General features: G+C 57.4%; 26 protein-coding genes. 20 read left to right on the forward strand and 6 right to left on the reverse strand.

Annotated features, from left to right (window positions below; genetic code table 11):
- The first annotated feature begins 55 nt into the window (after window positions 1-55).
- From OHL22_RS11720 to OHL22_RS11740, 5 genes are all read left to right on the forward strand, one after another.
- Window positions 56-2,365, forward strand: coding sequence for a DEAD/DEAH box helicase family protein (locus OHL22_RS11720; protein WP_263337266.1), 2,310 nt, complete (start codon window positions 56-58; stop codon window positions 2,363-2,365).
- A 31-nt stretch (window positions 2,366-2,396) separates the two neighbouring features.
- On the forward strand, window positions 2,397-2,822 hold the full coding sequence (locus tag OHL22_RS11725; RefSeq protein WP_263337268.1) for a helix-turn-helix domain-containing protein: 426 nt from the start codon (window positions 2,397-2,399) through the stop codon (window positions 2,820-2,822).
- Between the two features lie 142 nt (window positions 2,823-2,964).
- Window positions 2,965-4,239 carry an AAA family ATPase gene (locus tag OHL22_RS11730; protein ID WP_263337270.1) on the forward strand — a complete coding sequence of 425 codons (1,275 nt, stop codon included), beginning with the start codon at window positions 2,965-2,967 and terminating at the stop codon, window positions 4,237-4,239.
- Window positions 4,236-4,874, forward strand: coding sequence for a retron system putative HNH endonuclease (locus OHL22_RS11735; protein WP_263337272.1), 639 nt, complete (start codon window positions 4,236-4,238; stop codon window positions 4,872-4,874). The genes OHL22_RS11730 and OHL22_RS11735 overlap by 4 nt, the downstream gene beginning before the upstream one ends.
- A gap of 154 nt (window positions 4,875-5,028) precedes the next feature.
- Window positions 5,029-5,529 (forward strand): hypothetical protein, encoded by a 501-nt coding sequence (locus tag OHL22_RS11740; RefSeq protein WP_263337274.1) that lies wholly within the window; start codon window positions 5,029-5,031, stop codon window positions 5,527-5,529.
- A gap of 96 nt (window positions 5,530-5,625) precedes the next feature.
- Here the strand turns inward: OHL22_RS11740 and OHL22_RS11745 are convergent, their stop codons facing one another.
- Window positions 5,626-6,594 (reverse strand): PD-(D/E)XK nuclease family protein, encoded by a 969-nt coding sequence (locus OHL22_RS11745; RefSeq protein WP_263337275.1) that lies wholly within the window; start codon window positions 6,592-6,594, stop codon window positions 5,626-5,628.
- Window positions 6,595-6,678: 84 nt separating this feature from the next.
- Between OHL22_RS11745 and OHL22_RS11750 the strand changes: the two genes are divergently transcribed.
- The 3 genes from OHL22_RS11750 to OHL22_RS11760 all read left to right on the forward strand — a co-directional run bounded on the left by OHL22_RS11750 (window position 6,679) and on the right by OHL22_RS11760 (window position 8,090).
- A complete protein-coding gene (locus OHL22_RS11750; RefSeq protein WP_263337278.1) occupies window positions 6,679-6,891 on the forward strand; it encodes a PRTRC system protein C in 213 nt (70 codons plus the stop codon).
- 3 nt (window positions 6,892-6,894) lie between these two features.
- The gene (locus OHL22_RS11755; protein ID WP_263337281.1) at window positions 6,895-7,113 is read left to right on the forward strand and encodes a hypothetical protein; all 219 of its coding nucleotides are present in this window, start codon (window positions 6,895-6,897) and stop codon (window positions 7,111-7,113) included.
- 164 nt (window positions 7,114-7,277) lie between these two features.
- Window positions 7,278-8,090 (forward strand): hypothetical protein, encoded by an 813-nt coding sequence (locus OHL22_RS11760; RefSeq protein WP_263337284.1) that lies wholly within the window; start codon window positions 7,278-7,280, stop codon window positions 8,088-8,090.
- 270 nt (window positions 8,091-8,360) lie between these two features.
- Here OHL22_RS11760 and OHL22_RS11765 read toward each other — a convergent pair whose 3' ends face one another.
- The 5 genes from OHL22_RS11765 to OHL22_RS11785 form a co-directional block, all read right to left on the reverse strand.
- Entirely contained in the window at window positions 8,361-9,110 is a 750-nt protein-coding gene (locus OHL22_RS11765; protein WP_263337286.1) for an ABC transporter permease, read from the reverse strand.
- Window positions 9,103-10,026: an ABC transporter ATP-binding protein gene (locus OHL22_RS11770; protein ID WP_263337289.1), complete on the reverse strand. Its 924-nt coding sequence runs from the start codon at window positions 10,024-10,026 to the stop codon at window positions 9,103-9,105. Before OHL22_RS11770 ends, OHL22_RS11765 begins: the two co-directional genes overlap by 8 nt.
- Window positions 10,027-10,065: 39 nt before the next feature.
- Window positions 10,066-11,013: a hypothetical protein gene (locus tag OHL22_RS11775; RefSeq protein ID WP_263337290.1), complete on the reverse strand. Its 948-nt coding sequence runs from the start codon at window positions 11,011-11,013 to the stop codon at window positions 10,066-10,068.
- Window positions 11,010-11,342, reverse strand: a complete 333-nt coding sequence (locus OHL22_RS11780; protein WP_263337293.1) for a PadR family transcriptional regulator — start codon at window positions 11,340-11,342, stop codon at window positions 11,010-11,012. The genes OHL22_RS11775 and OHL22_RS11780 overlap by 4 nt, the downstream gene beginning before the upstream one ends.
- A gap of 259 nt (window positions 11,343-11,601) precedes the next feature.
- Entirely contained in the window at window positions 11,602-13,059 is a 1,458-nt protein-coding gene (locus OHL22_RS11785; RefSeq protein WP_263337296.1) for a serine hydrolase, read from the reverse strand.
- A 427-nt stretch (window positions 13,060-13,486) separates the two neighbouring features.
- Here OHL22_RS11785 and OHL22_RS11790 point away from each other — a divergent pair, with 427 nt between their 5' ends.
- The 12 genes from OHL22_RS11790 to OHL22_RS11845 all read left to right on the forward strand — a co-directional run bounded on the left by OHL22_RS11790 (window position 13,487) and on the right by OHL22_RS11845 (window position 24,468).
- The gene (locus OHL22_RS11790) at window positions 13,487-13,822 is read left to right on the forward strand and encodes a PadR family transcriptional regulator (RefSeq protein ID WP_263337299.1); all 336 of its coding nucleotides are present in this window, start codon (window positions 13,487-13,489) and stop codon (window positions 13,820-13,822) included.
- 9 nt (window positions 13,823-13,831) lie between these two features.
- Window positions 13,832-16,435: an ABC transporter permease gene (locus tag OHL22_RS11795; protein ID WP_263337303.1), complete on the forward strand. Its 2,604-nt coding sequence runs from the start codon at window positions 13,832-13,834 to the stop codon at window positions 16,433-16,435.
- A 226-nt stretch (window positions 16,436-16,661) separates the two neighbouring features.
- Window positions 16,662-17,369, forward strand: coding sequence for a PRTRC system protein B (locus OHL22_RS11800; RefSeq protein ID WP_263337306.1), 708 nt, complete (start codon window positions 16,662-16,664; stop codon window positions 17,367-17,369).
- Between the two features lies 1 nt (window position 17,370).
- Complete coding sequence (locus OHL22_RS11805; protein ID WP_263337309.1) at window positions 17,371-18,183, forward strand: PRTRC system ThiF family protein; 813 nt, start codon at window positions 17,371-17,373, stop codon at window positions 18,181-18,183.
- A gap of 232 nt (window positions 18,184-18,415) precedes the next feature.
- Window positions 18,416-18,574, forward strand: coding sequence for a hypothetical protein (locus OHL22_RS11810; protein WP_263337312.1), 159 nt, complete (start codon window positions 18,416-18,418; stop codon window positions 18,572-18,574).
- Window positions 18,575-18,600: 26 nt separating this feature from the next.
- A complete protein-coding gene (locus OHL22_RS11815; RefSeq protein ID WP_263337314.1) occupies window positions 18,601-19,113 on the forward strand; it encodes a PRTRC system protein E in 513 nt (170 codons plus the stop codon).
- Window positions 19,114-19,236: 123 nt separating this feature from the next.
- Entirely contained in the window at window positions 19,237-20,142 is a 906-nt protein-coding gene (locus tag OHL22_RS11820) for a hypothetical protein (RefSeq protein ID WP_263337317.1), read from the forward strand.
- Window positions 20,139-20,756: an RES family NAD+ phosphorylase gene (locus OHL22_RS11825; RefSeq protein ID WP_263337320.1), complete on the forward strand. Its 618-nt coding sequence runs from the start codon at window positions 20,139-20,141 to the stop codon at window positions 20,754-20,756. Before OHL22_RS11820 ends, OHL22_RS11825 begins: the two co-directional genes overlap by 4 nt.
- A gap of 63 nt (window positions 20,757-20,819) precedes the next feature.
- Complete coding sequence (locus OHL22_RS11830) at window positions 20,820-21,122, forward strand: hypothetical protein (RefSeq protein WP_263337321.1); 303 nt, start codon at window positions 20,820-20,822, stop codon at window positions 21,120-21,122.
- 201 nt (window positions 21,123-21,323) lie between these two features.
- Window positions 21,324-22,334 (forward strand): AAA family ATPase, encoded by a 1,011-nt coding sequence (locus OHL22_RS11835; protein ID WP_263337323.1) that lies wholly within the window; start codon window positions 21,324-21,326, stop codon window positions 22,332-22,334.
- Window positions 22,331-23,266 carry a hypothetical protein gene (locus tag OHL22_RS11840; RefSeq protein WP_263337326.1) on the forward strand — a complete coding sequence of 312 codons (936 nt, stop codon included), beginning with the start codon at window positions 22,331-22,333 and terminating at the stop codon, window positions 23,264-23,266. The genes OHL22_RS11835 and OHL22_RS11840 overlap by 4 nt, the downstream gene beginning before the upstream one ends.
- Entirely contained in the window at window positions 23,263-24,468 is a 1,206-nt protein-coding gene (locus tag OHL22_RS11845) for a vWA domain-containing protein (protein WP_263337329.1), read from the forward strand. Before OHL22_RS11840 ends, OHL22_RS11845 begins: the two co-directional genes overlap by 4 nt.
- Window positions 24,469-24,495: the final 27 nt, after the last annotated feature.

Below are 24,495 nucleotides of genomic sequence, written 5' to 3' on the forward strand. Positions count from 1 at the left end.
TTTCTCGCTTTTCCGCCGCAAATCCCAAACGACACTTTTCTTGGGAGGTATCTCCATGGAGACGACCTTCGACTACCTGCGCCAATTCGGCCCTTTGCTGGCCGAGCGCATCGTTGAGACGTACCCACCGCTCCAGAGCACGAAAGACCCAGTCGATCCTTCGCTTCAAACGCTTCTCCGCAAGCCGCTGCCCGCGCAGGCCGTCGCGATCACCGGAACCGTCAAGTATTTGCGCAAGGAGAAGGCCGCCCGGATCGTGGCCGAATGTGGCGCCGGCAAGACCTATATGGCTTTGGGCACCATCCACGCCCTCTCCGGAGGTCAGCCGAGCACGACGCTCGTCATGTGCCCTTCGCACATCACGCACAAATGGGCACGTGAAGTGCTTCTTACTGTGCCCCGCGCCAGGACCTTTCTTATCGAGGACATGCGCAACGGCGGCGATCCAGCGAAGCCGCATGGCGTGTGCGAAGTGAAGCTCAACAAGGGGAAGATCATTTACGAAGGCAAGCGATTGAGTATGGCGGAGATGCGCCGGATGAGCCGCAAGGAATGGAGGATGCGCTTTACCGGCCCAACTTTCTTCATCACCGGAAAAGACAAGGGCAAGCTCAGCTACTTCTGGGAGCACGTATATCTCAAGGCGAAGTCCGGGCCGAATCTGGGAGGGGTCGTCAATCCCGATTCAGGCATGAGCATCCTCGACTCGGATATGGAGAAGCTCACTGCGCTCGACTTCGGTGACAAGCAAAAGGTTTCCGAGGTTCTGACCGCGCCGCGCGGAGGTACGACACGGTTTTCCGCACTTTGGCAGGCCGACCGGACACGCATCCAGCGTATGGCTCCCATCGAATACATCGGCCGCTACATGGCCAGCTGGTTCGATTTCGCTATCGCCGACGAACTGCACCAGTTAGCTGGCGATACAGCGCAAGGCAACGCACTCGGCGTACTCGGACGCGCTGCGGGGCGATTGATCGCGCTTACCGGAACGCTCATGGGCGGCTATGCCGATGACCTCTTCAACATCTTCTGGCGCATGGAGCCGCGCGCGATGGTGTGCGAGGGTTTTGCATACGGTGGCCAGGGACGGCGGGACTTTCAGGAGCAGTACGGCGTTCTCGAAACCATCGAGAAGATCGAAGAGACCGACAACGCCTGTTCACGGGCTACGAAGAAAACGGTTCGCGTTCTCCGTAAGCCCGGAGCTTCACCGTTACTCTTCGGCAAGTTCCTGATGAATACGACGGCGTTCCTCGCCCTTGAAGACATCTCGGACAATCTGCCTCGGTACGACGAAAGCGTCCTCTCGGTCGACATGGACCCTGGGCTTCAACAGGCCTACGAGCGGCTGGAGGAAGAGATACGGTCGGCCATGCGCGAGCATCGCGGCAATAAGAGCCTGATGAGCATTTTGCTTAATACGCTTCTGCTCTATCCCGACCATCCCTACGGCTTCGACGAGATCTGGGCACGCGCGTTCGATCCCCAGACAAAGGAGTATGTGAAATTCCTGGTAACGGCGCCCGAGAATCTTCCTGAGGAACCGCTTTATGCGAAAGAGCGGGCTCTCGTCGCCGATGTGAAGGAGGAACTGCGTCAAGGCCGACGATGCCAGATTTATGCGACCTATACCGGTGAAAAGGACGTCACACAGAGACTCGAAACCGTGCTGCGACAGGAGGGCATGCGCGTTGCGGTCCTGCGTTCTTCAGTGCCGACAGACAAACGCGAAGACTGGTACGACCGGCAGTTGAAAGCAGGTGTGGAAGTCGTCGTCTGCCATCCCAAGCTAGTCGAAACGGGCCTCGACCTTCTGGCGTTTCCGACGCTCTATTTTTACGAGACCGGTTATTCCCTCCACACGTTGCGTCAGGCAAGCCGTAGATCGTGGCGCATTGGGCAGAGGTTTCCGGTACGGGTGAAGTTTGTCACGTACTCCGGCACGATGCAGGAGACGTGCCTGCGTCTCATGGGCAAGAAGATGCTCGTGGCCCTCATGATGGAGGGCAAGTTCTCGGGAGAGGGATTGCAGGCGCTCGACACCGACGAAGATCTGATGAGCGCGATGGCGCGCGAACTGGTCGAAAAAGCAGGTGTCGGGGAGTCTGCGAATGCCGTATGGCGCGAACTCGATCAGGAACGGGAGAAGATGCAGCCGCGCACGGTGTCTGTGACGGAACCTGAACCGGGAGAATCCGACGATCCAGTTCTCGAACGACCGGCGCAGCCAGCCTCAGGCTCCGTACCAATCCCCTTCGGAATGGATTTGACCGAACCAGCTACGGCAGGAAAGAAACGGAAGAAGGCGGCGCTCCGGCCGACCGCAACAGAAGCCAGCGTCCAGCTCAGCCTGTTTGATTGAAATTCAGATGTGCAATCGTTGGAGGTAACAAATGAACGAAGAACGGGAGAAAATTCGCTGCCGAAGTTGCGAACTAGTGCAGTGGCGGGACCGGGACAATTGCAGACGCTGTGGCGCCACGCTGCCCGAGCAGGTCGTGAAGATTGTCGAGCGAGTTGTTGAGAAGGTCATTGTGGACAAGGCCCCAGAGTGCCTGGCGAGCCTCGAACAGGCGCAGCGTCTGATTACAGAGGCAACACAGTTACTCACTAAGCAGGCTGTCGCACAGACCGAGCCAGCCCTTTTAGCACAGTTCTCGACAGAGGTCCCGTTTCCAACGATGGTCGATATGGAACGAGCGATGATCGTCGCCGCCTACCGACGATCCAATCGCAAGCCGCTCGAAGCGGCGCGGATGTTGGACATTGGCAAGACGACGTTCTACCGCAAACTTCGCTCGTTAAAGCTGGCGGCGTGACGCAAGGGTAGCCGGCTAAGACCGCAACCTCGGCCGCGGTTGCCCTTGTGAATAACTACAGAGGCCCCGGCCGTAGCCTTTCTGCTAGTTCGGATCCGGGCGGTCGCGATACACTAAATGATTGGAACCACGAGGAGTTCGGGTGCGAATTGATCGTATCAAGTTGAACAATTATAAGAGGTTCGGCGCGTTCGAGGTCCCACTCGATCCGCGGTTCAACCTCTTCGTGGGCGACAATGCGTCAGGAAAAACAACGATCCTCGATGCCATCCAGGTTGGTCTCGATAGCTGGTTTATCGGGATGAAGAGCGTTGAAGGTATTGGGAGCATTTCACAGGAAGAAGTGCATGTTGTTCCCCATCCTCATAGCGATGTCGTCACCTTTGAAAAGCAGTTTCCAGCACGAGTTGAGTTCATCGGCACGGTGATGGACCGCGAGGTTTCGTGGAGCCGGGAACTGGGTCGAGATGGCGGGCGTACCACAACGGTTGGCGCGAAAGATCTCGCTTTGATTGCTGCTGAGACCGACCAGTTCGTTCGGGCAGGGAAATCAGTAACGCTGCCCCTCGTATGCTCCTACGGAACTGAGCGCCTTTGGTACGAGACTCCGCAGCGAAAGCGAGAGAGCAAGAAAGGGCCAGTCAGACGGTATCCGTCGCGATTCGACGGCTATCGGAATTGCACCGCCTTTGAGATCCAGCAAACCGACCTTCTGAAGTGGATTCGTGCCGAGGTTTCGGCGAGCCAGCAACGGCAGAGCGAGACAACCGCTCTCTCAGTGATCAAAGATGCGATCATCGGTTGTGTCGAGGATGCCCAGAAGGTCTATTACGACGAGCGTTATCAGGAACTGATCGTTGTCATGCAGCATATGGGACATCAGATGTTCTCGAACCTGAGCGATGGCCAGAGAGTCATGCTGACTTTGATCGGGGACCTGGCAAAGCGAGCCGTCACTCTCAATCCTCACCTTGAGAAGGATGTTCTGAACCGCACACCTGGAGTTGTCACCATTGATGAATTGGACCTCCACCTTCATCCCAAGTGGCAGCGGCGCGTCATCCATGATCTCAAGCGAACGTTCCCGATGGTTCAGTTCATCGCTACGACACACTCGCCCCAACTGGTCGGAGAGGCATTGCCACACGAGATCAGGGTTCTCGAAGGGGAAGAGGCCACGCCGCCGTCCCGTTCGTTCGGCATCGACTCGAGCCGCATCCTCGAAGAGGTGATGCACGTGAGCCGACGGAACGAGGAGACGAGAAGCCTGCTGTCGAAGATGGCGAACGAGATCGACCGCGAGGATCTGGGTGAGGCGAAAAAGACACTCGGCGAGGTGGAGCAGAAGTTGGGTCAGGCCGATCCAGAGGTCACCGGCGCGAACACGCTGATTAACCTTCTGGAAACGACCCAATGAGGAACATCACAAAGCGACCTGAACCGCCGAGTCTCACAGCTTGGCGAGCTACGAATCCAACCGATTACAACGGTTATCCGGATAAAGACGGATTGCGAGATTCCTTAGAGTCTGAACAGCGCGGCTTGTGCTGCTATTGCCAATCGAGGATTCGAGCAGAGATCGGCGCAATGAAGATCGAGCACTGGACCTCTCATAGTGGACATCCTAACCAGCGCCTTGTGTATTCGAATCTCCTTGGCTCCTGTATGGGAGGCGAAGGCAAGCCAGGCCGAGATCAGCATTGCGATACATATAAGGGGGAGCGGGATCTTTGTCGGAACCCTGCGGACCCAAGTCATGATGTCGAGGCAGTGCTCCACTATCTCAACGATGGCCGCATCACGTCGTCGAACCTACTCCTCGATGAGCAGATCAACTCTGTACTCAATCTGAACCATCCCTTTCTCGTAAACCAGCGCAAAGAGGTTCTATATTCTCTGAAGAAGCTGCTTGGGATGCGAGGAGGCACCTTGAAGAAAGGTGACTGGGAAAAGGTTCTTCAAGACTGGAGTGGAGAGGGTCACAATGACGCGCTGCGACCCTATTGCGGCGTAATCATTTATTGGGTCCGTAAGAAGCTGGCACGCTTGTGACTTCTTCAAGAATGAATTGACCTCACACCAATACCCGACGATGATAACGTGTTCGTTGGGAGAGTAGTTCCAACGAGGCCGAAGCGTTCGGCCTGCTTCCGGCAAAGCGTCGGGCCAGCTTCGGCTGGCCCTTTGCTTTGTATACGAGGATGCGATGCCGAAAGGCCCTCTTCTTCCTTCCGAGTTTGTACCCACCAAATTTTCATCCGCGACCGACAAGGCGGAGTTCGGCAATGCGCTGCTGCATTTCCTGGAAGCTGACTGCCCGCAGGAGCTGTTCACTAAGAAACTCTACAGCCGCCTCTCGATGACCTTCGGTAACATCGCGCACAATGATCGCGCCGGCTTCTACGACACCTGGTTCACACGGGCACGCCACAAGGCCGCATTCGTTGAGAAAACGCTCCGCTGGCCCTGCCACGGTCATCCGGAGTTCACATTCAGCGACGTTGAACAGGCGATCCAGCGGGTTGTGCATGACCGAAACTATCTTGCTCGCTTCGGACTGAGAGCTGGAGAAGCACTGAGGGCCGCTGAACTCAAGGACCTAGAGCGGCTCGAGGCGAAGTATCGCAACCCAGGCCGGCTGAGAATGCGCTCACCGAGAGCGCGCAGGATCCACAGGCCATTTCTAGCACCAAGGACACTTCTTTAGATGTCCCGGTCCAGATCAGCCTCTTCTAAGCAGCTTCGATGGGGAGCCGCGGTTCCGACACGGCTCTGAGCCTCCCATATTGATTACAGCAGATCATCAAGGTGTTGCGTTGACTTTTGGCAGACACGTGTCAAGCCAGGAAGCGGCCAAAGCGTAAACCTTCTCCGCGTTGTCCCAGGCTTCCTGCGGGAGCGCCCAGAGATGGTAGCGATTCTTCGGAGTCGTAGCGCCTTCGGGTACAGTCGTGCCGCCGGACGGAATGCTCAAAGGTTTCAGCCAATGCGGACTCTCCAACTGATAGCCGTAGCTCAGCGGTGCCGGCGCAGCATCCCAAATCCCGATCCAGAGCAGGTACAGGTCCCCGCGCTTGACGTAAAAGCCATAGGCAGTGACATCGGTCTCGGATTCCGTCTTGTGCTGTCTTGCATCAAAAAGCTTCTTGGCCTGGTCGATGGTTTTTTCGAGTTTCTGCATGGCACGGTATTTCTCGCCGGACCAGGTCTTCATGAATTCGCGCTCTTCGAGAGTCATTGGGCTGATCTCAAACCTCCATCTCCAGAAACTCACAACTTCCTTCAGCAGACCGTCCTCGACCATTGCGACGCATTCAGAAAGCTCTGGGATCAGATCCTGCCAGTAACAGCGATGGACATGCACATGCTTGTCCCGAAGAGTGTCGCGGATCTGGCCCGGAATGTGCGAGTGCTTCCAGTCATTCGGCACAAGAAAACACAGGTGCTTGTGTACTTTCTCCATCGAAAAGCAGCTGGCGTACCCGACCAACTGCTTCGGTGTTAGACCAAGTTCGGGATCAACCTTGACTTCAATCAAGCACTGAAAGTCCTCGCCGAGGACAACGATGTCCGGAATCTGGCGACCGTCCGGTCCTGCAAACGATTGCTGCGTTCGATAGGTGAGCTTGGCCGCGTCCATCGCCGTAATGCTCGCCTCGGTGAGACGCGAGAGGAATCTTGCGGCCATTTGCGGGCTGCGATCCATCAGGTTGCGAACCAACTCGGTGTGGTCGTTCTCTTTACTGACGACGTTGTCGAAGATCGTAAGCATTGGACGATACCAGTTTATTGCGGACGCTTGACTTCGAATGTCGTCCAGCTTTGGTAGTTCCAACCTCCAACAAGGAGTATGTCGATGAGTACCCTCAAAGTAGAAGCCCTGGTGCGCGAGTTCCACTACAACGGGATTCGCATCCCCGATCCGGGCCCCGACCTATCGGTGGAACAGGTGCGCGACCTGCTGACACCCAACTACCCGGAGATTGCTACAGCGTCGGTTTCCGGTCCCGAAGCGACCGGTTCGGTGTTGCGCTACACCTTCAGCCGCGCCATCGGCACAAAAGGTTGATCCGTGCCTGCGAAGGCAATGACTGCGGAAGAGTTGATTGCGCTGTTCAAGACGAAGACGGCGACTTCGCCTCCTGAATCGAGTCAGATGCTTGTGAGGCACACCCAATGCAAAGAGTCTCTAGCATTGTCACGTTCGATAGTCGAAGCCATGGATCGATACGCCGGCAACGACAACCAACTGCTCGCCGCGCCTACCGAGCTTCTGCCTCCACTGGCGTAGCAACGCTGGCACCCGCCTTCTTTCAAGCGCTGCCTGCGCTCGATGGTGTCCCAACCGCCTATAGCCATGAGTTTCGCGCGGAACTCCTGTACGAACTCTGCGCAGCTCTCGTGCGAGAGGGGCTCACACGACCTGGGACATGGGAGAGGTGCGAAGGCAGCAGCGTGGCATTTGCCCAGCGCACCATCAAGGAGAACATCGGCGAGCGGCGATGGAATCTTCTCGAACGCAACGTGGAATATCACCTCTCAGTGAGCGACGTGGCGGAACGAGACGGCGAGGATGTGTCGCTCGGCAAGGGGTGCCTGGCAGTAACAATCGAGTGCGGCAGCGCCGGGTATCTCAGGATCGGCCCGGCCATTGAGGCGCTTGAGGCGGAAGCAGCCGGGCTTGGCGCCGCATTCTACTGGACGCTGACCTATGCGCTTTATCGCGTGATGCGGATCTACAACCACGATGACGCTCTCCAGTACGAAGAACAGATGCGGGAATACGCCGAGGACGACCAAGAGAACCGCGACCAGTTCGAGTTTCCCAATGTCGAAAAGGCACTTCCAGAATGCCTTCAGCGCACCTTGAAGCGCGAAGATCACTGTGCCTTCGTTCGCCATGCCCGCCGTCTTCTCGTCGAGCACCGGAACGGACGCTTTGGTTCATGGATTGCGAAGCTGCGCAGGATCGACGTCCTCTCGAGGTTCAGACTGCCGATCGATCCCAATTTTCGCGAGGACGGCGGATACGATTCCATCCCCCTGCCAAGTCTGGTGGTCGCCTTCAAGGACCACGATGCCATCGTTGCCTGTTTCGATGAGGAAAGCCAGCACATGCTCGAGGTCAGCGCAGAACCAACTCTCGGAGTCGTCTTCTCACCACACAAGCCCGAGGAAGTGAAGAACGCGATCCGCGTTGTGCGCCGGTTTGTCGCGCTTAACGTCGAGCTATTTGAGCTGATCGAGGAACTGCAGAAATTGCGTTGAACTTCCTGCGGTGCGGGATTTCGGGATACTAGCCTGTTTCTCGATACCAATTTTCCCCGAATACTCCGAACCCCGGCTCAACGAGTGCTTTGGCCTGAAAGCGACAGGCGACAGCCTAGGCGGCCGGGCCGTCGGACGCTGGCCGACTTCGCATTCCACAGTTAATTTAACGAGCGGGCTCCGGCGAGAATGCGAAAATTGGCTCGCTGATTGAGCGAGCGGTCCTTGAATGCGATCCTACGGACAGCCCTTCCAGACCTCTGCTGTTCCTTAAATGTGCTCTCGAGCCGCGAGCTGCCAGCAGGCAATCAGAGAGATAGCCAAACCACCGCACAGACCCCAGCCGAGTGCCAACAGCGGTTGATGCGGAGAAGCTGCAGCCGCTGGGGCGGTCCAGGGATACAAGCTGAGCAGTCTCAATGGAGCAGAGATCAGAATAATTCCGGACATGATTCCTGCAATTCCGACTCCAAGCGGGACCAGAAAGCTGCGCCAACGCAGGCTAAGCCAGCACTGCAGAGAGATGAGCAGCAAACATGCGCCGCAACTCCGTCCTACTCCGTTCAGCAACAGCCGCCATGGCAGCGCGACTCCTCTCCATTCGGCATGCACCAACTTGAGGATTTCGACCGCAGTAATTGCGAAGAGCGGCAGGCAGATCGAACTTAGAACCACAAGGGCAAAAACCACAATCCACTTGGCTGCAAAAACTGGCCAACGGCGTATGGGCAATGCGAAAAGATGATCCCAATGGTTCCCATTGTGATCTAGCGAAGCACAAAGTGAAGCCGCGAGAGTTGCCCAAAACGGCAAGAAGACTAGGGTCCACAAGGTAACTATTCCGCGTGCAAATCCGGTGGCAGGGTTTGTGCCAGCGCGCTCCACTGCCTCGCCGCGCGCCAGGTAAACACCAAGTTGCAGCACGACGATAAACAGGGGCGCGATTACGGCCAGGCGCAATGCCAGCGTGCGCTTCAGCTTCAGAGACTCGGCAGATATCGCTCTTGCCAACTCAGACATGCTCCTCCAATCGTCCGGTAGCTTTCAGGAACAACGATTCAAGCGACTCTTCTTCTTGAGCCAGGTGATACACAGCCAAGTCGTTTGCCCCTAGGAGTGCATTGACAGCAGCCGTATCGGACATTTGAGCGATAGTCACAGAAAGGGTGCCATTGGGACGTCTCTCGACCTGCCAGCCACTTAGTCGTAAAACTGAAGCAGCGTCCTCGGGGCGGTCCACGCGAAGGATCAGTATTTTGTTGCGCTGAGCCTGGAACGCACCAAGCGAACCTTGGAACAAAAGGCGGCCGCGATTCAGGATGGCAATATGATCTGCAATCTGCTCAACCTCAGCCAGCAGATGACTTGAAAGGAATACAGTTGCCCCATGTTGCTTCACAAGGGCGCGTAGAAGATCACGGAATTCGTGTACTCCGGCTGGGTCAAGGCCGTTGACAGGCTCATCGAGAATGACCAGGCCCGGATAGCCCAGCAAAGCTACGGCCAACCCCAGACGTTGCTTCATTCCAAGCGAGTAGGTTCGCACGAGCCGATCAGAATCATCGGTGAGCCGGACAAGGTGCAGGACCTCCGAAATCTTTGCCGAATCGATTTCGAGAAGCCGTCGAAATACCTCTAGATTCTCGCGCGCTGACAAATTCGGATAGAGCGATGGAGTTTCGATTAATGCGCCGATCCGACTTCGCAAATGCCGACGTGCGGATGAAAAGGGTTGGCCATCAATCAGGACGCTCCCGCTGCTTGGGTTGAGCAAGCCAAGCAGCAGTCGGATGGTTGTGGTCTTGCCGGCGCCGTTCGGGCCGAGGAACCCGCAAATGGATCCCTTTGGTACTCGAAGGTTGAGTGCTTCGACGGCGATGAGCGAACCAAAACGGTAGCCCAAGTCACGAGTTTCGATTGCGAAGGATTCCGGCATATTCGCTAGGCCACGCAGTGAAATGGATGGTGCATTGAGCTAACAGTCAGTGGGAAACGTCCGGCTGCGCCATGCTGCATGAGCGGACATGACAGCTGCAAATCCGAATAGGGTGGTGCTGAGTATCCAGGAAGTCAGACCCGAGAGGCCAAGTGGGCCGCCGGTGGCGCGGAAGGCGAGACGGTTGGCCATGAATCCCCAGACCACCGCACCAGAGAGCATCAGGAGCATGCCGGTCGCCGCCACAGGGACCAGCGCTGCTGCAAACGACAGGGGTGTGAGCCGGAGCTTGAACCTCGATAACGAGATACGCAATTCCGGGAACTGGCCGGCACGCATGATTTGTGAAACGCTGACGGCGCTCGCCATGCAGGTCATAACCAGGAGTGCCGCGCTGACCGCTCCAGTGATCCAGCGGATAGGCTCGGACGGCCAGTCTGGGCGGGAAAAGGCCACCGCCCACGGCGATGCAGCCCAGTGTCCACTCGTCACGATGAGGACTGAAGCGATCCAGGCAATCAGAACCAACACACAGAGGACCGGAATCGAGAGCCGCAGGTAAATACGGCGTCGCCGCTCACGCACCGCAGCGAGGACTGCGGAGCAGAAGAGAGGAAATCCCGCGGCGGTAACGGCCGCAGCGGCAACGAGGCAACCCGCCTGTATGAGCTTCCAGCTACCGGCGAAGATAGCGTTGTGACCCATGGCAGTCATCAGTGGAGAGTCATCAACCATCCCGTAAAGAATGAGGCCGGCGAGGATGGCGACCATCCACGCAGACCAGATCCAGCCAGCAGCGATGCCTTCATTGCGTTGTTGCGAAATTGCAGTGTGCATGTGCGTCTTTCCTGCGGAACAAAGAACGTTGACCACGATGGTGAAGGAAAACGGATGCTCTTCGAGTAGAGCCGCGTATTCCCGTCCGTAGCGCCTGCGCCACCAGCGTGGGTAGAGGCACATCAGACGTTCAGCGGTTACCGGCGTCATCGTGCCTCCAGTTTGCGTAGGCCGACAAGAGCGACTTGTTGCATCGCCAGCAGCCGAGCACGAAGCACGCGGCGACCGACTGCGGTTAGCTTGTAAGGCTGGCGGCGATCCTCGACGGCCAGTGCTTCGATGAGCCCCTGCTGGTCCAGCCGAGTAATTGCGCCGTACAGTGTGCCAGGGCCGAGCCTCTGGCCGCTCATGCGCTCGATCTCCTCGATCATGGCGTACCCGTGTTTGGGGCCGTCGGCCAGGCTGGCGAGGACCAGTAACGACGGATCAGAAAACTGGTCTGCTCTGGCGGTTGCTACGTGTCGCGTAGTATTACGCATGACGTAATAGTGGAACAGATAGGCGATGCTGTCAATAGCCGAAGGGAGATAAACCTCACTGTGGGGCTGGGTCTGATATCAGGCCGCCACTTGCTTGGTCCACACTGGGGTGTGCGGTGTCGATTCTCGGTTTACACCAAATCGCCAAACCGCATTTCGAGCCCGTCGAATTCTGGAAACTTGGTAAGCCTTGTTAGCAACAACCTAGATTCCACCCTTCTTGCGCAGGCCAGCAAAGCGCTGACGTGAATCAAAGCGACTACGGGTTCTTTTCTCTGTGCCAATGAACATAGGTTGTGATGAACTCCAGCCCGGTCACACGTCCATCCGTATTCAGGTCGAAGATGACACGCGTTGGTGCATCGCGAAGAAAATATTGCGTGTCGGACTCTGGAAATAACTCCTGCGCTTTTGATCCGAGGGGGATCTCCGCCATCAAATGGTTTCCATCCTGGGTGACTTTGATGAAATCGTAGGTACCCACATAGCGACCGAATTTCGATGGATCGACCGGTACTACGGTATGCTCAACCGGCTGAAAATCGAGCCAACCGTACGCTTGCGCTACACTGCGGACAACCTGGTCGGAGAGCTGGCCGCCCCCACCACCGTTGGTCAGCACGACTACTCCGTCTCCTGACGGATACCCAACCATGTCGCATTGATAGACTGCGGACCCGCCATGCTCGAAGTAAATATGCGGCGGGGTTCCTCCTACGCGCACGCCCAATCCCCACCGGATGCTCTCCGATGGCCCCAGGCCCGCCGTCACCATCATCTGCGCCATCTTCTGATTGAGCACACGGTGAGATTCTCCCGTGTACTCCTTCTGCAACTCCATCACAAATTTTGCATAGCCGGTTGCTGTGGTCCACAATCCGCCCGCCGCTGCGTTTGGCTCGACAATATGTGCGGCCGCGTATCCGGTCGTCCCATTCTCTTCGTAAGCCGTTGCCGCGGTTGCTGCTTTCGCAGGAGACAGGGGTGCTTCATAGGTGCTTTGGCTCATTCCAACCGGCGCCAGCACCAACTCTTTCATGGCTTCTGCGAAAGGCTTACCGGTAAGCTCGGTGATCAAGAGTTCGAGGATCAGGTATCCACCGTTGGCATACGCATACTTCGTGCCCGGCTCCGATTCCACGCGAACTGGGGGTGTCGTTGCCGGGGGCTTTCCGTCCAACATTTCAAGCATCGACGGCACGCCCTTATCCGGATCGTAAATCATGCCGCCATGTGTTCCGATTCCCGAAGTGTGGCTTAACAATTCCCGCACAGTTACGGGATGGTTCTTCGTGTATTCATTGACTGGAATCTTCCAACTCTTCAGATAGGTGTTCACATCCACGTCCAGATCGATCTTGCCTTCCTGCACAAGCCGGAGAACGGCCATGGCGGTTACCGGTTTGCTCATGGACGCGGCGCTAAACAGAGTCGACCCAGAAACAGGCGGTCCACCGAGGCGCCTCACCCCGTAGCCCTTACTCCAATCGATTCGTTTATCGTGGATCACCGCGATACTCACACCCGGCACATGCAAACGCGACATCTGATCCGCCAATGACATGCCCGGATCTGGACGACCTTTGATCACGGCCAAGTAGTGGAGATTTTCCTCTACTGCCTTCTCGCGAAGCGCCGCTGAGCCGTCAACGGTCTGTCCCATCGCACGCTGGGCAAATAGGCAGGCTGACAGCGCAAGCCACAAACGTTTACGCATCACCTCTCCTCGTAACCGATCGTGCATCTCAGGATGTTGGCACCGTATAGCCAGGAGCCTGGTAACAGCAGCATACTACATAGCCAGAACCGAATAGACACTTTGAATCGAAGCGCGGTTTCGTTTGGATGTAAACCTACGCTTCGGGCATGTGATCTTTGTCAATTGACTTGCTAAGGCTTCCTCGACGAGTGGTCAATCGCCAACTCGCGTTTCCAGCCGCCGCAGTTCTGGAAATGTGATTTGGCCTGAAGTCAACTGTTGATTCGACCCGCTCGGGGAGCGGGCGGGTCTTGCCATTCTCAATCCGGGTTGATCAGCGACTGGAAAGTCCCGGAACGATGCAAAGCATGGAGCACAAGAGAGAGGATTGACATCGAATGCGCTTTGAATGCACTATATACCCATAGCTGGCTATGGGAGACCCATGCATAAGCACACGAATGATCGCCTTCAAGGGACTCTCGATCTCCTGGTGTTGAAGACTCTTGTCTCCCGTGGCCGATTGCACGGTTATGGCATCACGCTTCACATTGAGCAGGTCTCCGAGGAAATCCTTCGACTGGAAGAGGGGTCTCTCTATCCAGCCCTCCACCGCATGACACAGGCTGGCTGGCTGCATTCCGAATGGGGACTCTCAGAAAACAATCGCCGCGCCCGCTATTACTCCATCACCGCTGCGGGTCGAAAGCAGCTTGCAGACGAAGTGAAAAGCTGGGCCGCTTTGACCAGCGCGGTGGCGCGCGTCCTGCAGTTCTCATAGGAGGCAGAAGTGGCATGGTTCAACCGCTTGACGAACATACTTCGACGCACCAGGGTCTGCGACGAAATTGACGAAGAGCTGCAGTATCACATCGAAGCACGAACTGCTGATGGCGTCGCCAAAGGTATGAGCCGGGAAGAAGCCCGTGCAAATGCAGTCCGACGCTTTGGTAACGCCACATTGTCACGGGAGAGGTCCTACGAAGCCGACATGCTTGTCTGGCTCGAAACCATCCTGCAGGATCTTCGGTATGGAGCGCGAAACCTGCGCTCGAATCCCCTTGTAAGCGCGGTAGCGGTGCTGTCGATGGCGCTCGCGATCGGCGCAACGACAGCGATCTTCAGCGTGGTGCATACGGTGCTGTTACGCGCGCTTCCTTATCAAAATGCGGACCGCATCGTGATGTTGTGGGGCACCGACAAGGTAAACAATTCCCTTGAAAACAACACCAGCGTGCCGAATTTCGAAGACTGGAGAAAGCGAACCCGAACTCTGGAAAACCTGGCCACCTACAGAGAGGTCGAGGCGTCTTTTTCGATCGACGGCAAGGCAGACTGGATCGAATACGCAGCAGTCTACGGCGATTTCTTCGGCCTGATGGGTCGCGCACCAGTGCTGGGCCGAACCTTCGTCACTGACGAACCCGATGGCCACCAGGTGGTGCTGAGCTATCGGCTGTGGCAATCACGGTTTGGCGGTTCACCGAGTGTCCTGGGTCAGACGGTGCAATTGAACGGGCTGACGTCTCAGATCGTCGGAGTCATGCCGCAGGGATTCGCCTTCCCTTCCGAAGGAGCTCTTCTTTGGACTCCCGCATCCGCGATCCCAGGGTGGCAGATTCGGCGAAGCGGAAGAAATCACGGTTTCGGCCCCATCCTCGGCCGGCTCCGTCCCGATGCGACCCTGGATCAGGCGCGCGCGGAAGTCGAAGTGATCAGCCAAGGTCTCGCAGCGCAATATCCGAGCGACAACGCAGACCGCGGCATGCGCCTCGTCCCGCTCGCGGCACAGGTCCACGGCAAAACCGTTCCTTTTATGCTCGCAATCCTGTCGGGCGCGGTCCTTTTGGTATTGTTGATCGCTTGTGCCAATGTCGCGAACCTGCTGCTCGCGCGAGGCGCGGCCCGCAGTGAGGAGATTGCGGTACGGAGTGCGCTTGGGGCGAGTAACGGACGCATCGTTCGGCAACTGCTGACCGAGAGCCTGCTGCTTTCCTGTCTTGCCGGGGCATTGGGTTTGCCTTTTGCGGCTCTCGGTGTCCGGGCATTGATCGCTCTGGCTCCGCATGGAATCGCCCGGCTTGGAGAGGCACGTCTGGATGTGCCGGTGCTCGTATTCAGTTTGGGCTTATCTCTTGCAACCGGAATGCTGTTTGGATTCGCTCCGGCTATGCGGATTTCACGACAAGCGCGGAACCGGCAGACCACAAGCGGGGCCGATTCGCATTGGATGCGCCGCGCATTCGTTGTGGCGCAGGTTGCGCTTGCCGTGGTCCTGCTTACAGGTGCCGGCCTTCTCATCCGCAGTTTTTTTGCTATTCAGTCCGTCGATCCCGGATTTCGCACAGCCCGTGTATTGGCGGCCACGCTCCGGTTCGGAAGTGGGCTACCGTCCGACCGGCGCGCCGCACTTTATCGGGAAGCGATGGCTCGCATCGGCAGCTTGGTTGGGGTGCGCGCGGTTGGTGCGATTAGCACGATGTTTTATCAGGGCAACGATGCGAAGTTTGGCTTGCGCGCAGTGGAAGGACGTGCGTTGGAAACCCGAGAGCAGTGGACGCCCATGACGTGGGCGACTGTTAGCGGTGACTATTTTCAGGCACTGGGAATCCCCTTGCTCAGAGGCCGCTTCTTCAGCGATGAAGACACCAAAAACACTACGCCGGTGGTGATTATCAACGAAACTATGGCACGCCGATACTGGCCAGGGACCGATCCCATCGGGAAAGGAATCAAAGGCTTCGATGCCCGCGGGCGAAACGATGAATGGGTTCGAGTGATCGGCGTTGTAAAGGACATGCACAGCAGCGGCCTGGAGCGCTCACCGATCGCGCAGATCTATGAGACCCAGTCGCAGTCACTGGATGACACTGAGAATCTGGTGGTGTATACAGACGCGAGTGAGGCGGTTCTCCGCAATACGATCGGCTCGCTCGATCATTCCGCAGTCCTCACGGATGTGACTACGCTGGGAGCACAGCTTCAGGAACAGAATCTTCCCCGCCGTTTTCAAACGCTGCTCCTGAGTTTGTTCGCTGCACTCGCGCTGGGGCTCGCAGGAGCAGGTATCTTCGCGATGATGCATTACACAGTTGCCCTGCGTACAAAGGAGATCGGTATTCGGATGGCCTTGGGTGCGAGCCGGGCGGCCGTGGTCGGGATGATTCTGCACGAGGGTTTCCTTCTTGTTGCGATGGGGTGTGCAATCGGCCTCGCCGGATCATTGGCGTTCTCACGTTCGATCCGCAGCCTGTTATTCGAGGTCGGACCAGGCGATCCAGCCACATTGAGCGCTGTTTCGCTCTTACTCGCAGGTATTGCGCTGCTTGCCTGCTATATTCCTGTTCGCCGCGCGACGCACGTCGATCCCGTTATTGCGCTTCGTTGCGATTAGGAAAGCCCGGCTCTAATGCTCGCTCTTCGTTCGAGCCACTGACTAAAGCAAGCCTCGCATAAATCGCAAGCACTAGCCGTCGAAAGCAAGCTTCGATCTGCTGATCTGGGTATAGTCTGTGACGGTTTTCAATTTGGCGCATTATCGCCAAACCACTCATCGAGCGCGAATTGATACCGAGAACTCGGCAGAGGCCCAGCGATCTGTTCGCAGACGGAGAATCACAATGGAAGTACATGTCTCGATCGGAGAGAACCATCGCTTCGAGTTGCGTGAGGCGCTTCTGGTCTATAGGGACCGGCAGCGAAGCTTTGTGACCCGACATCAAGTGACGCTCCATAAAGATGGACCTCCCACGCTTGCAGCAGCGCAGCCGTTAACGGACGGCTTTGTCGAATCGCTGGTGCGTTCGCTGTGGGGCGGCTCCTCGGCCGAAATACTCCCTGGGAATGTGGTCGCAAAAGGCGATCGCCTGATTGTATGGTGGACCTCAGCCTGCCATCGCCAGATGTTCTATCAGGACGCAGAACAGAAAGCGACGAAGCTCAATGGCTGGGTCTTCCCCCAACCGCCCTTGGTGTGGCGCGTCGATGATGGCGGGCTGAAGATCCGGGCACTTCGTGAGAACAAGAGGCCGGACGCGACGACAAGGCTTACGGTGGCACCCTTCTGGAATCTTTCGGACGATGGGCGAGTTTGCACCGGCACAATGCGGTGTCCAAACACCGCTTCAGTTGCCTCGATCCCGGAGTGGGAGCGTGGCTTCTATGAAAGCGCTTTCACTCACGCCAATGTCGGGCGTCTCACACGCCATCGTGAAGGATTTGAGGGGCTGTGGAGCGAACTTCGAGACAGGCGCAAGGCGTTTCCCATCGAAGCCCTGATCCAGTTGCCGCAGACACTGGCCGAGTTTGTGCACGGAGACCGGAGGTAGTATGCGCATTGAGCATGCACTGCCGACCGATCTCGTCCAAAATCGCGCAGTTCGAGTGCTGGTAATCGGCGCCGGCGGAACTGGCAGCGCCATCGTAATGGGATTGCCGTATCTCGACCAGGCCATGCGGGTGTGGGGGCATCGCTACGGGCTTACTGTCGCCCTGATGGACGCCGATCTGGTCTCCGAGACAAACTGCATTCGCCAGCCGTTTGCTATTTCGGACATAGGCCAAAACAAGGCCAATGTACTCATCAATCGAATCAATCTTTTCTGGGGCGCGTGCTGGCAGGCGGTGCCGCAGCATTTCCACGAGCGCTCTTTTGAACGCAATTACGACCGCTGCCCAGACCTGGTGATCGGATGTGTGGACTCGCGCGCGGCACGCAGAGCCATAGTGAGCTCCTTCTCGCACGCTCTCAATCGAGCCAGCTATTGGCTCGATCTCGGCAACAACGCGGCCAGCGGGCAGTACGTGCTCGGCCAGCCGCTGAACGCCCGCAACCGCAGAAGAGCTGAGCGTCTGCGGACGGTTAGCGAATTGTTTCCGGAGATTCGAGATGAGACCGCCGGCGAAGATCCGTTACCGAGTTGCTCGGCCATTGAGGCTCTCGACCGTCAGGAACCGTACATCAATCAGACGCTGGCTGCGAGCGCGCTGGCCATGCTGGCTCAACTCTTCCGCTACGGGAAACTCGCATATCACGGTGCATTCTTCAACGCTAAGACCGGGCAAATGTCCGCGTTGCCGGTTGACCCGGCGTTGTGGAGAAGGTTGAGAAAACGCACGAGAAATACATGCCGAAACAAATAAGCCCAACACAAAGGCAATGAATGCAATCAAGGTGTGATACGTACTCTTAGGCACGCCAGGAATTCCGCATGAAGATCACTCTTGATGCGGAGATTGCCAGTGAGGCAAAGGCTCTTGTCGCTCTGGCATCTCGTAATGGCCCATCGAAGATCTGCATTGCGACAGGCCGTGTCCGACGTGCGCCGGCAACCCCGATATCTCGCACATTTCTGACGACGAGACGAAGGGCCTGATGAAATCCGCAGTCAGTGCCTTGTACCGTCTTCTCTGGCGGCGCAAGTACGATCCGCTCTCCTGCAACGAACAACTGGCGTTCGGGCGCCGCTACACCTTGCATTGGGATGATCCGGAACTCAAGAAGCCCGCCCGGCGAGGATCGCGCCCCGCGTGAGCCAACATTCCAAAGGAGTGATTTTCATGTTCAAAGAGCTTGCTCCGTACCTGCGGCAGCGTGCCGTTTTGCTGACCGTTACCCATCTTGAAGATGACCAGATTCGATTGAATGTCATTCCCCAGAAACTCAAGGATGGCGAAAACGCGGCGCTGACAACTCCGCTGACCGTAACCGGAACCGCCGATGAACTCGACAGGGATCTGCCGGCCACGTTGGTCAACTTTGTGGGCGCCCACCTCGAACTGAGAAACACACTCGATCGGGCGAAGGCAGAGATGGATTCTGCAGCGAAGACCGCTCAGGCAGAAGCCCGGTCAAAGAGCAAGAAAGCCGGAACCAAGCCTGCACCGAAAACCGAGGTTGCAAAACCTGCTGAAACTCCGAAGACCACGCCTCCGCCTTCTCCCGAGCCTGCCAGGGCGGCCGGCCTCTTCGATTCACCAGCGCCGGTGGCAATTCCGGCCCATGACATAGACGAGGAAGAGGAGATACTTGCGGAAGCCGCCGAAGAGGACCAGTTCAGCGATGAGGATTAGGTGGAGGCTGCGGCCTGAACTAGGGCTGGATCTCGTTGCAAGCGAAATCTCTTTAATATCAGGGCTATGGTTGACGAGGTGTAAAATGACATGAAACAATTAACTTGTCAACCGGAGGTCGCCATGGTCACGTATTCGGAAAACCCCAAGACTCTCGAAGAGATTCAGGCCAGCATCCAAAAGCATCTCGGCGATCCGGGCCGCAAGAATCCGAGCTATAGTATCGGCCGTCCGTCAAAAACCTCGAATCGCCTGTGTTTTGTTTCATTTGCGACCGGCGATCTCCGCTATGAAGTTGAGCCAGACTTGCTTCAGATTGTTGCAAAATCCTGGCGGCTTAATCTCAATCTCAAGTCCTTCCTCGTGAAGACCGAGTTTGCCAAAGACAGGTTCTGCCTTTTCATTGAAATGCATCCGGATGCTGACCACCGGCATTTCAGCTCCGTATTACGCGAATTGACGAGCACCAAGCATCCAACCTTCTACTCGCGGATTCTCCGGGCATTTCGACGTCTGGAGGAGGATCTTCCTGCCACTCGGATCGATGAAGCGACAGCCGCACCTACGGATTATCTGGTGGCGGTAGAGGCTCTGAGTTCGGCTCCGGAGACGACACAACTGATTGCGGAGGATCCGCTGATAGCCGCGAGATTTCGAGGACTCAAACGGAAGCAGCAGATACTTGAGGCTGCGGGTGGTGCGCTTACCTCCGAGCAGGTTTCCGAGGTTCTTGGTATCTCGCGTCAGGCCGTCGATAAACGCCGGGCATCGAATCAACTCCTGGCTCTGACGCAAGGGAAGCGCGGATACAGCTATCCGAGCTTTCAATTTGAGGACGGAAAGACAATCACCGGACTCGAAGAGGTTCTTGGAGAGCTCAAGGATCTCGACCCCTGGATGCAAATGGTCTTTTTCACCAGCCCCAATGATCGCCTTGAAGGAAAGCCCCCTCTGGGGAAACTCAAGAAGGGACTGGTGAGTGAAGTGAAGGCGGTGGCCAGTGGATACGGCGAGCAAGGAGCCGTATGACGGATTTACCAGGCGATCATCCGCTGCCTCATCCCCAACTTGTATCGCAGACACCACTGATTCACACAGTCAGGAAAGGCGATGTCCTCTACCGCCATCACCGCGCCGACAAAGATCCCGTCTACTTCGGAACGAGCGGTGATAACCGATTCGACGATCCCGATTGTCCTGCGGGGCACTCGTTTGGAGTTCTCTATGCGGGCGAAGACCCGCAGTGTTGTTTTATCGAATCGTGCGGGGCGACGACTGGGGTGCCGGCTGTCTCTGGAACCTATCTGGATGCACGTCGAATGGCGACGCTTGAATTGACCGAGGACCTTCGGTTCATCGACCTGTTCACTGCGGGAGGGCTGACCCGGATCGGCGCCGATGGCCGACTTTTCACCGGCTCCTACAAGATCGCGCAGCAATGGTCACGAGCACTTCGCGCGCACCCGGCGAAGCCCGACGGAATCCGCTACCCATCCCGTCACGACCATACGCGCGTCGCGTATGCGATTTATTCGCGTCCCGCCTCTACATTTAAGGTCGACTCTCTTGGCTCATTGATGGCGCCTGCGAATCGACCTCTTCTGAACGAGATTCTCACGCTCTATACGGTCGAACTGCTCTGAGGATCGAGATTAGAGGCGTGAAACGTCCTTTCTGCCGGTCGAAAACCAGGGATGGGAGGTCCTATGCTCGAGGAAATCCAGAGCTCTCCGTCAGTGGTTGTGAGCGGTAATTGCCAGGAGGTGACGAAACTGCTCCGCCTGGTTCCGAAACAGAAAACTGTCGCGGTAACGTTTCCGAATGACGAGCAGGGAGCGGCAGCCGAGCGCGTTATCCGCAAGCTGATCGAATTTCTTCCACAATTGATCCGGAAACGCCAGCAAGAGACATTAAGCAAGTTGATAGACGCGTTTCTCTCCGGTGTGAGCCCGCGCAGGCGGTCGGCGAACAGATCCGCGCCCGCATCAAGGCCAAAACAGCGGCGCTGATCATCGGCAACCTTCTGCCGGCGTCTGCTGACTCAACCCATCGGCCCGGAGTTCGACAAATCTGATCCTGTCCTCGAAGGTGCGCCCGTTGCCGGGTCCTGGCCACTCCTTTCTTTACCGTCCCCAAGCATCGGCTCCCATCCTGAGAACGGAGATCCTCTGCGCTGCGCAAGTAGCAAACCTACCTCAAAGGGAAATCCCATGAAACCTTCGAAGCTCTATGAGGCGCTCCGTGCGCTTATTGGCGAACGTGTGCCTCTCCACATCTGGGGTCCATGTGGCACCGGAAAATCACAGATCGTAGGCCAGGTCGCCAGCGATCTCGGATACGGGTTCCTTGACGTGCGGGCAGTCCAACTCGATCCGGTCGATCTACGCGGACTGCCCCGCATTGCCACGGATCAGACCGAGTGGGTACCACCAAAGTTTCTGCCGACATCAGGTAAGGGCATCCTGTTTCTCGATGAGCTGACCTCGGCCCCTCAGATGACGCAGGCGGGCTGCTACCAGCTGATCCTCGACCGGCGTCTCGGCGAATACAGTCTGCCCGACGAGTGGGTGGTGATCGCCGCTGGCAATCCCGCATCGGAACGCGGAGTTCATTTTGCCATGCCGCGCCCATTGCGGAACCGCTTTGTGCACCTCGACCTTGAGCCAGATCTCGACGACTGGTCGAAATGGGCGATCAAGGCGCAAGTTCGCCCCGAGATCATCGCCTTTCTCCGCTTCAAACCTGAACTGCTGCATGCGGCCGATGTCACTTCGGATGCGAATGCCTGGCCCACTCCGCGCTCCTGGGAGATGGCTTCGCGCGTTTTGTCGGGAGTGGCTCAACGCACAAATTCGCGACTGATTTCCGGAACCAGCGAGTTCGAGGCACAGCTCCTCGATGGCACAGTAGGCCACGCCGCGGCCTCGGAACTGGTTGCCTTCCTGCGACTGTTCCGGGAACTGCCGTCCATCGATGAAATCCTCCTCAATCCTTCGACGGCCAGGGTTCCTTCGGAGCCTTCGGCGCAGATCGCGATCGCGACAGCACTCGGACGGGTGTTGAGCGATAGCTCACTCGGGCGGGGAATCACGTACCTCGAACGGATGCCGACGGAGATGCGTGTGATGGCCATGCGCGACGCGGCGGCGCGCGATAACGCCATCACGCATACTCCGGAGTTCGTGCGCTTCGGAGTGGAACACATGGAGGTCATTCAATGATTACCGAGAAAGCGATGCTTGCCTCGGTCCATATCAGCGTCTGGACCGCGGTGAAACATGATCGCAAGGTCAGCCGGGAAGTTGCTGATCAGCACGGAGCCCACCGGGGCGCCGGCCGCTACAACAAACAGTTGCTGCATGGAGCTGCGAAGCTCGAGGAAATGCGGACGCTTGCCGGACAGATCCGGCAGTACTTTTACAAGGTCACGCTTCCATGGTCCGACGAGGGATTTCGCCTATTGCCGGCCAACTTCTATTTCGATCTCATGGCGCGGATGCGCGAGTTCGAAGCGAGCTTTGACGAGGGCGTGGAAGCGTTTCTGAGTGTCTACCCCGGATACATCGAACAGGTGCGTCCGGAACTGAATGGGCTCTTCCGAGAAGAAGACTATCCGTCCCCTGACAAGCTGCGGGCGAAGTTTGGCGTGAAACTCGAGGTTCTGCCGATCCCGACCGGGGCTGACTTCCGTGTCGAGATGTCGGCCGAAGAGCAGGCGCGGGTCGCACGCGAAATCGACGCCAACGTCCGTCAGTCGTTCATGCGCGGGACCGAAGACTTGTGGAGGCGGTTACGCGAGGTTGTCGCTCACATGGTTGAGCGACTGAACGAGCCGGACTCCCGCTTCCATCGTTCGCTGGTCACCAACGTCCTCGATCTCGTGGAACTCCTGCCGCGGCTCAACGTGAATGGCGACGCGGAGCTCAATCGGTTTGCCGAGCAGGTGAAGGAGCGGCTGTGCAACTACTCCGCCCAAGAGCTCAAGAAACACGACCTGCTGCGGGTAACGACGGCCGCTGACGCCGCCAACATCGTCGCCGAGATGGACGGCCTACTGCGAGAGCGGGAGTCGGCAGGATTCGCTACACCGAACACCGCGGACGAAATCTTCGCTCACATGTCGGCCTATATGGAGGCGCCGATAGCCGCATGAGAAACGAATCACCAGCTTCACTGCGCATTCAAAAAGCGCGAACGGCGCTTGTCCTCGACCATCCGTTTTTCGGCTCGCTGCTCTTCCGTCTCAAGGACCGGCCAAGCACAGCGATCAAAACGATGGCCACCGACGGAGTTTCGCTTCTCTGGAATCCTGAGTTCGTCGAAACCCTCAATGCGGCAACGCTGGCGGGAACGCTCGCGCACGAGGTGATGCATCCGGCTTTGCGCCATCACCTGCGGCGCTCAGGGCGCGATCCAAAGCGATGGAACATTGCCTGCGACTACGCCATCAATCCGCTGTTGGTCGATGCTGGTCTCAAGCTCCCGGAAGGCGTTCTCCTCGAGAACCGCTTCCGTGGCATGAGCGCGGAGCAGATTTACAACCTTCTCGAACCGGAAGAGGGTTCGGACCCGGATAGCGACAACGATGAACGGGTCGCCGCTTCGGACGACACGAATGGAAGCCCGGCTCAAAACGAATCAGGCGATCCGTCCGCTCCAGAGATGGATGGCGGAATCGGGCAGGTTCTCGATGCACCCACGCCCAGTGATGGTTCTCCGAGCGTTGAAGAGCAGGCAAGAGAATGGGAGATCGCCGTCAAGCAAGCGATGACGGTAGCCCAGCAGGCGGGCAAGATGCCTACGGGACTCGATCGGACGATGGAAGGAGTTGCAGCGGCTGCCGTCAATTGGCGGGAACTGCTACGCCGCCTCTGGTCGGAAACGACTGTGGCTGATTACAGCTGGATGCGCCCGAACCGGCGCTATCTCTGGAGGGGGCTCTATCTTCCAGGAGTGGTCAAGGAAGGCGTGGGCGAGATTGTGATAGCCGTCGACTGCTCCGGCTCGATCAGCGGCCGTCAGTTGCGGCTTTTCGAGGCCGAAGCACGATCCATTCTGGATGGGCAAAGACCTGAGCGCGTCTACGTCCTCTACTTCGACGCTGTGGTTCAGAAGGTAGAGGTCTACGAAGCCGGCCAGCCAATCTCTCTCAACCCCGTAGGCGGGGGAGGCACGGAATTCGGGCCATGCTTTGAATGGGTAGAGGAATGCGGGACAGTGCCGCAAACGATGGTCTTCCTGACTGATCTCTACGGATCATTTCCGACTTCAGCACCATCGTATCCCGTCTTATGGGCTTCGACCGGACGCCGCCAGGCACCTTTCGGCGATGTGATTCCCATGCAGGCTGCATAGCGAAAAGCGATAACCATCCTTAATACG

The sequence above is a fragment of the Acidicapsa dinghuensis genome, assembly GCF_025685685.1.
In the GTDB taxonomy this organism is placed as follows: Bacteria; Acidobacteriota; Terriglobia; order Terriglobales; family Acidobacteriaceae; genus Acidicapsa; species Acidicapsa dinghuensis.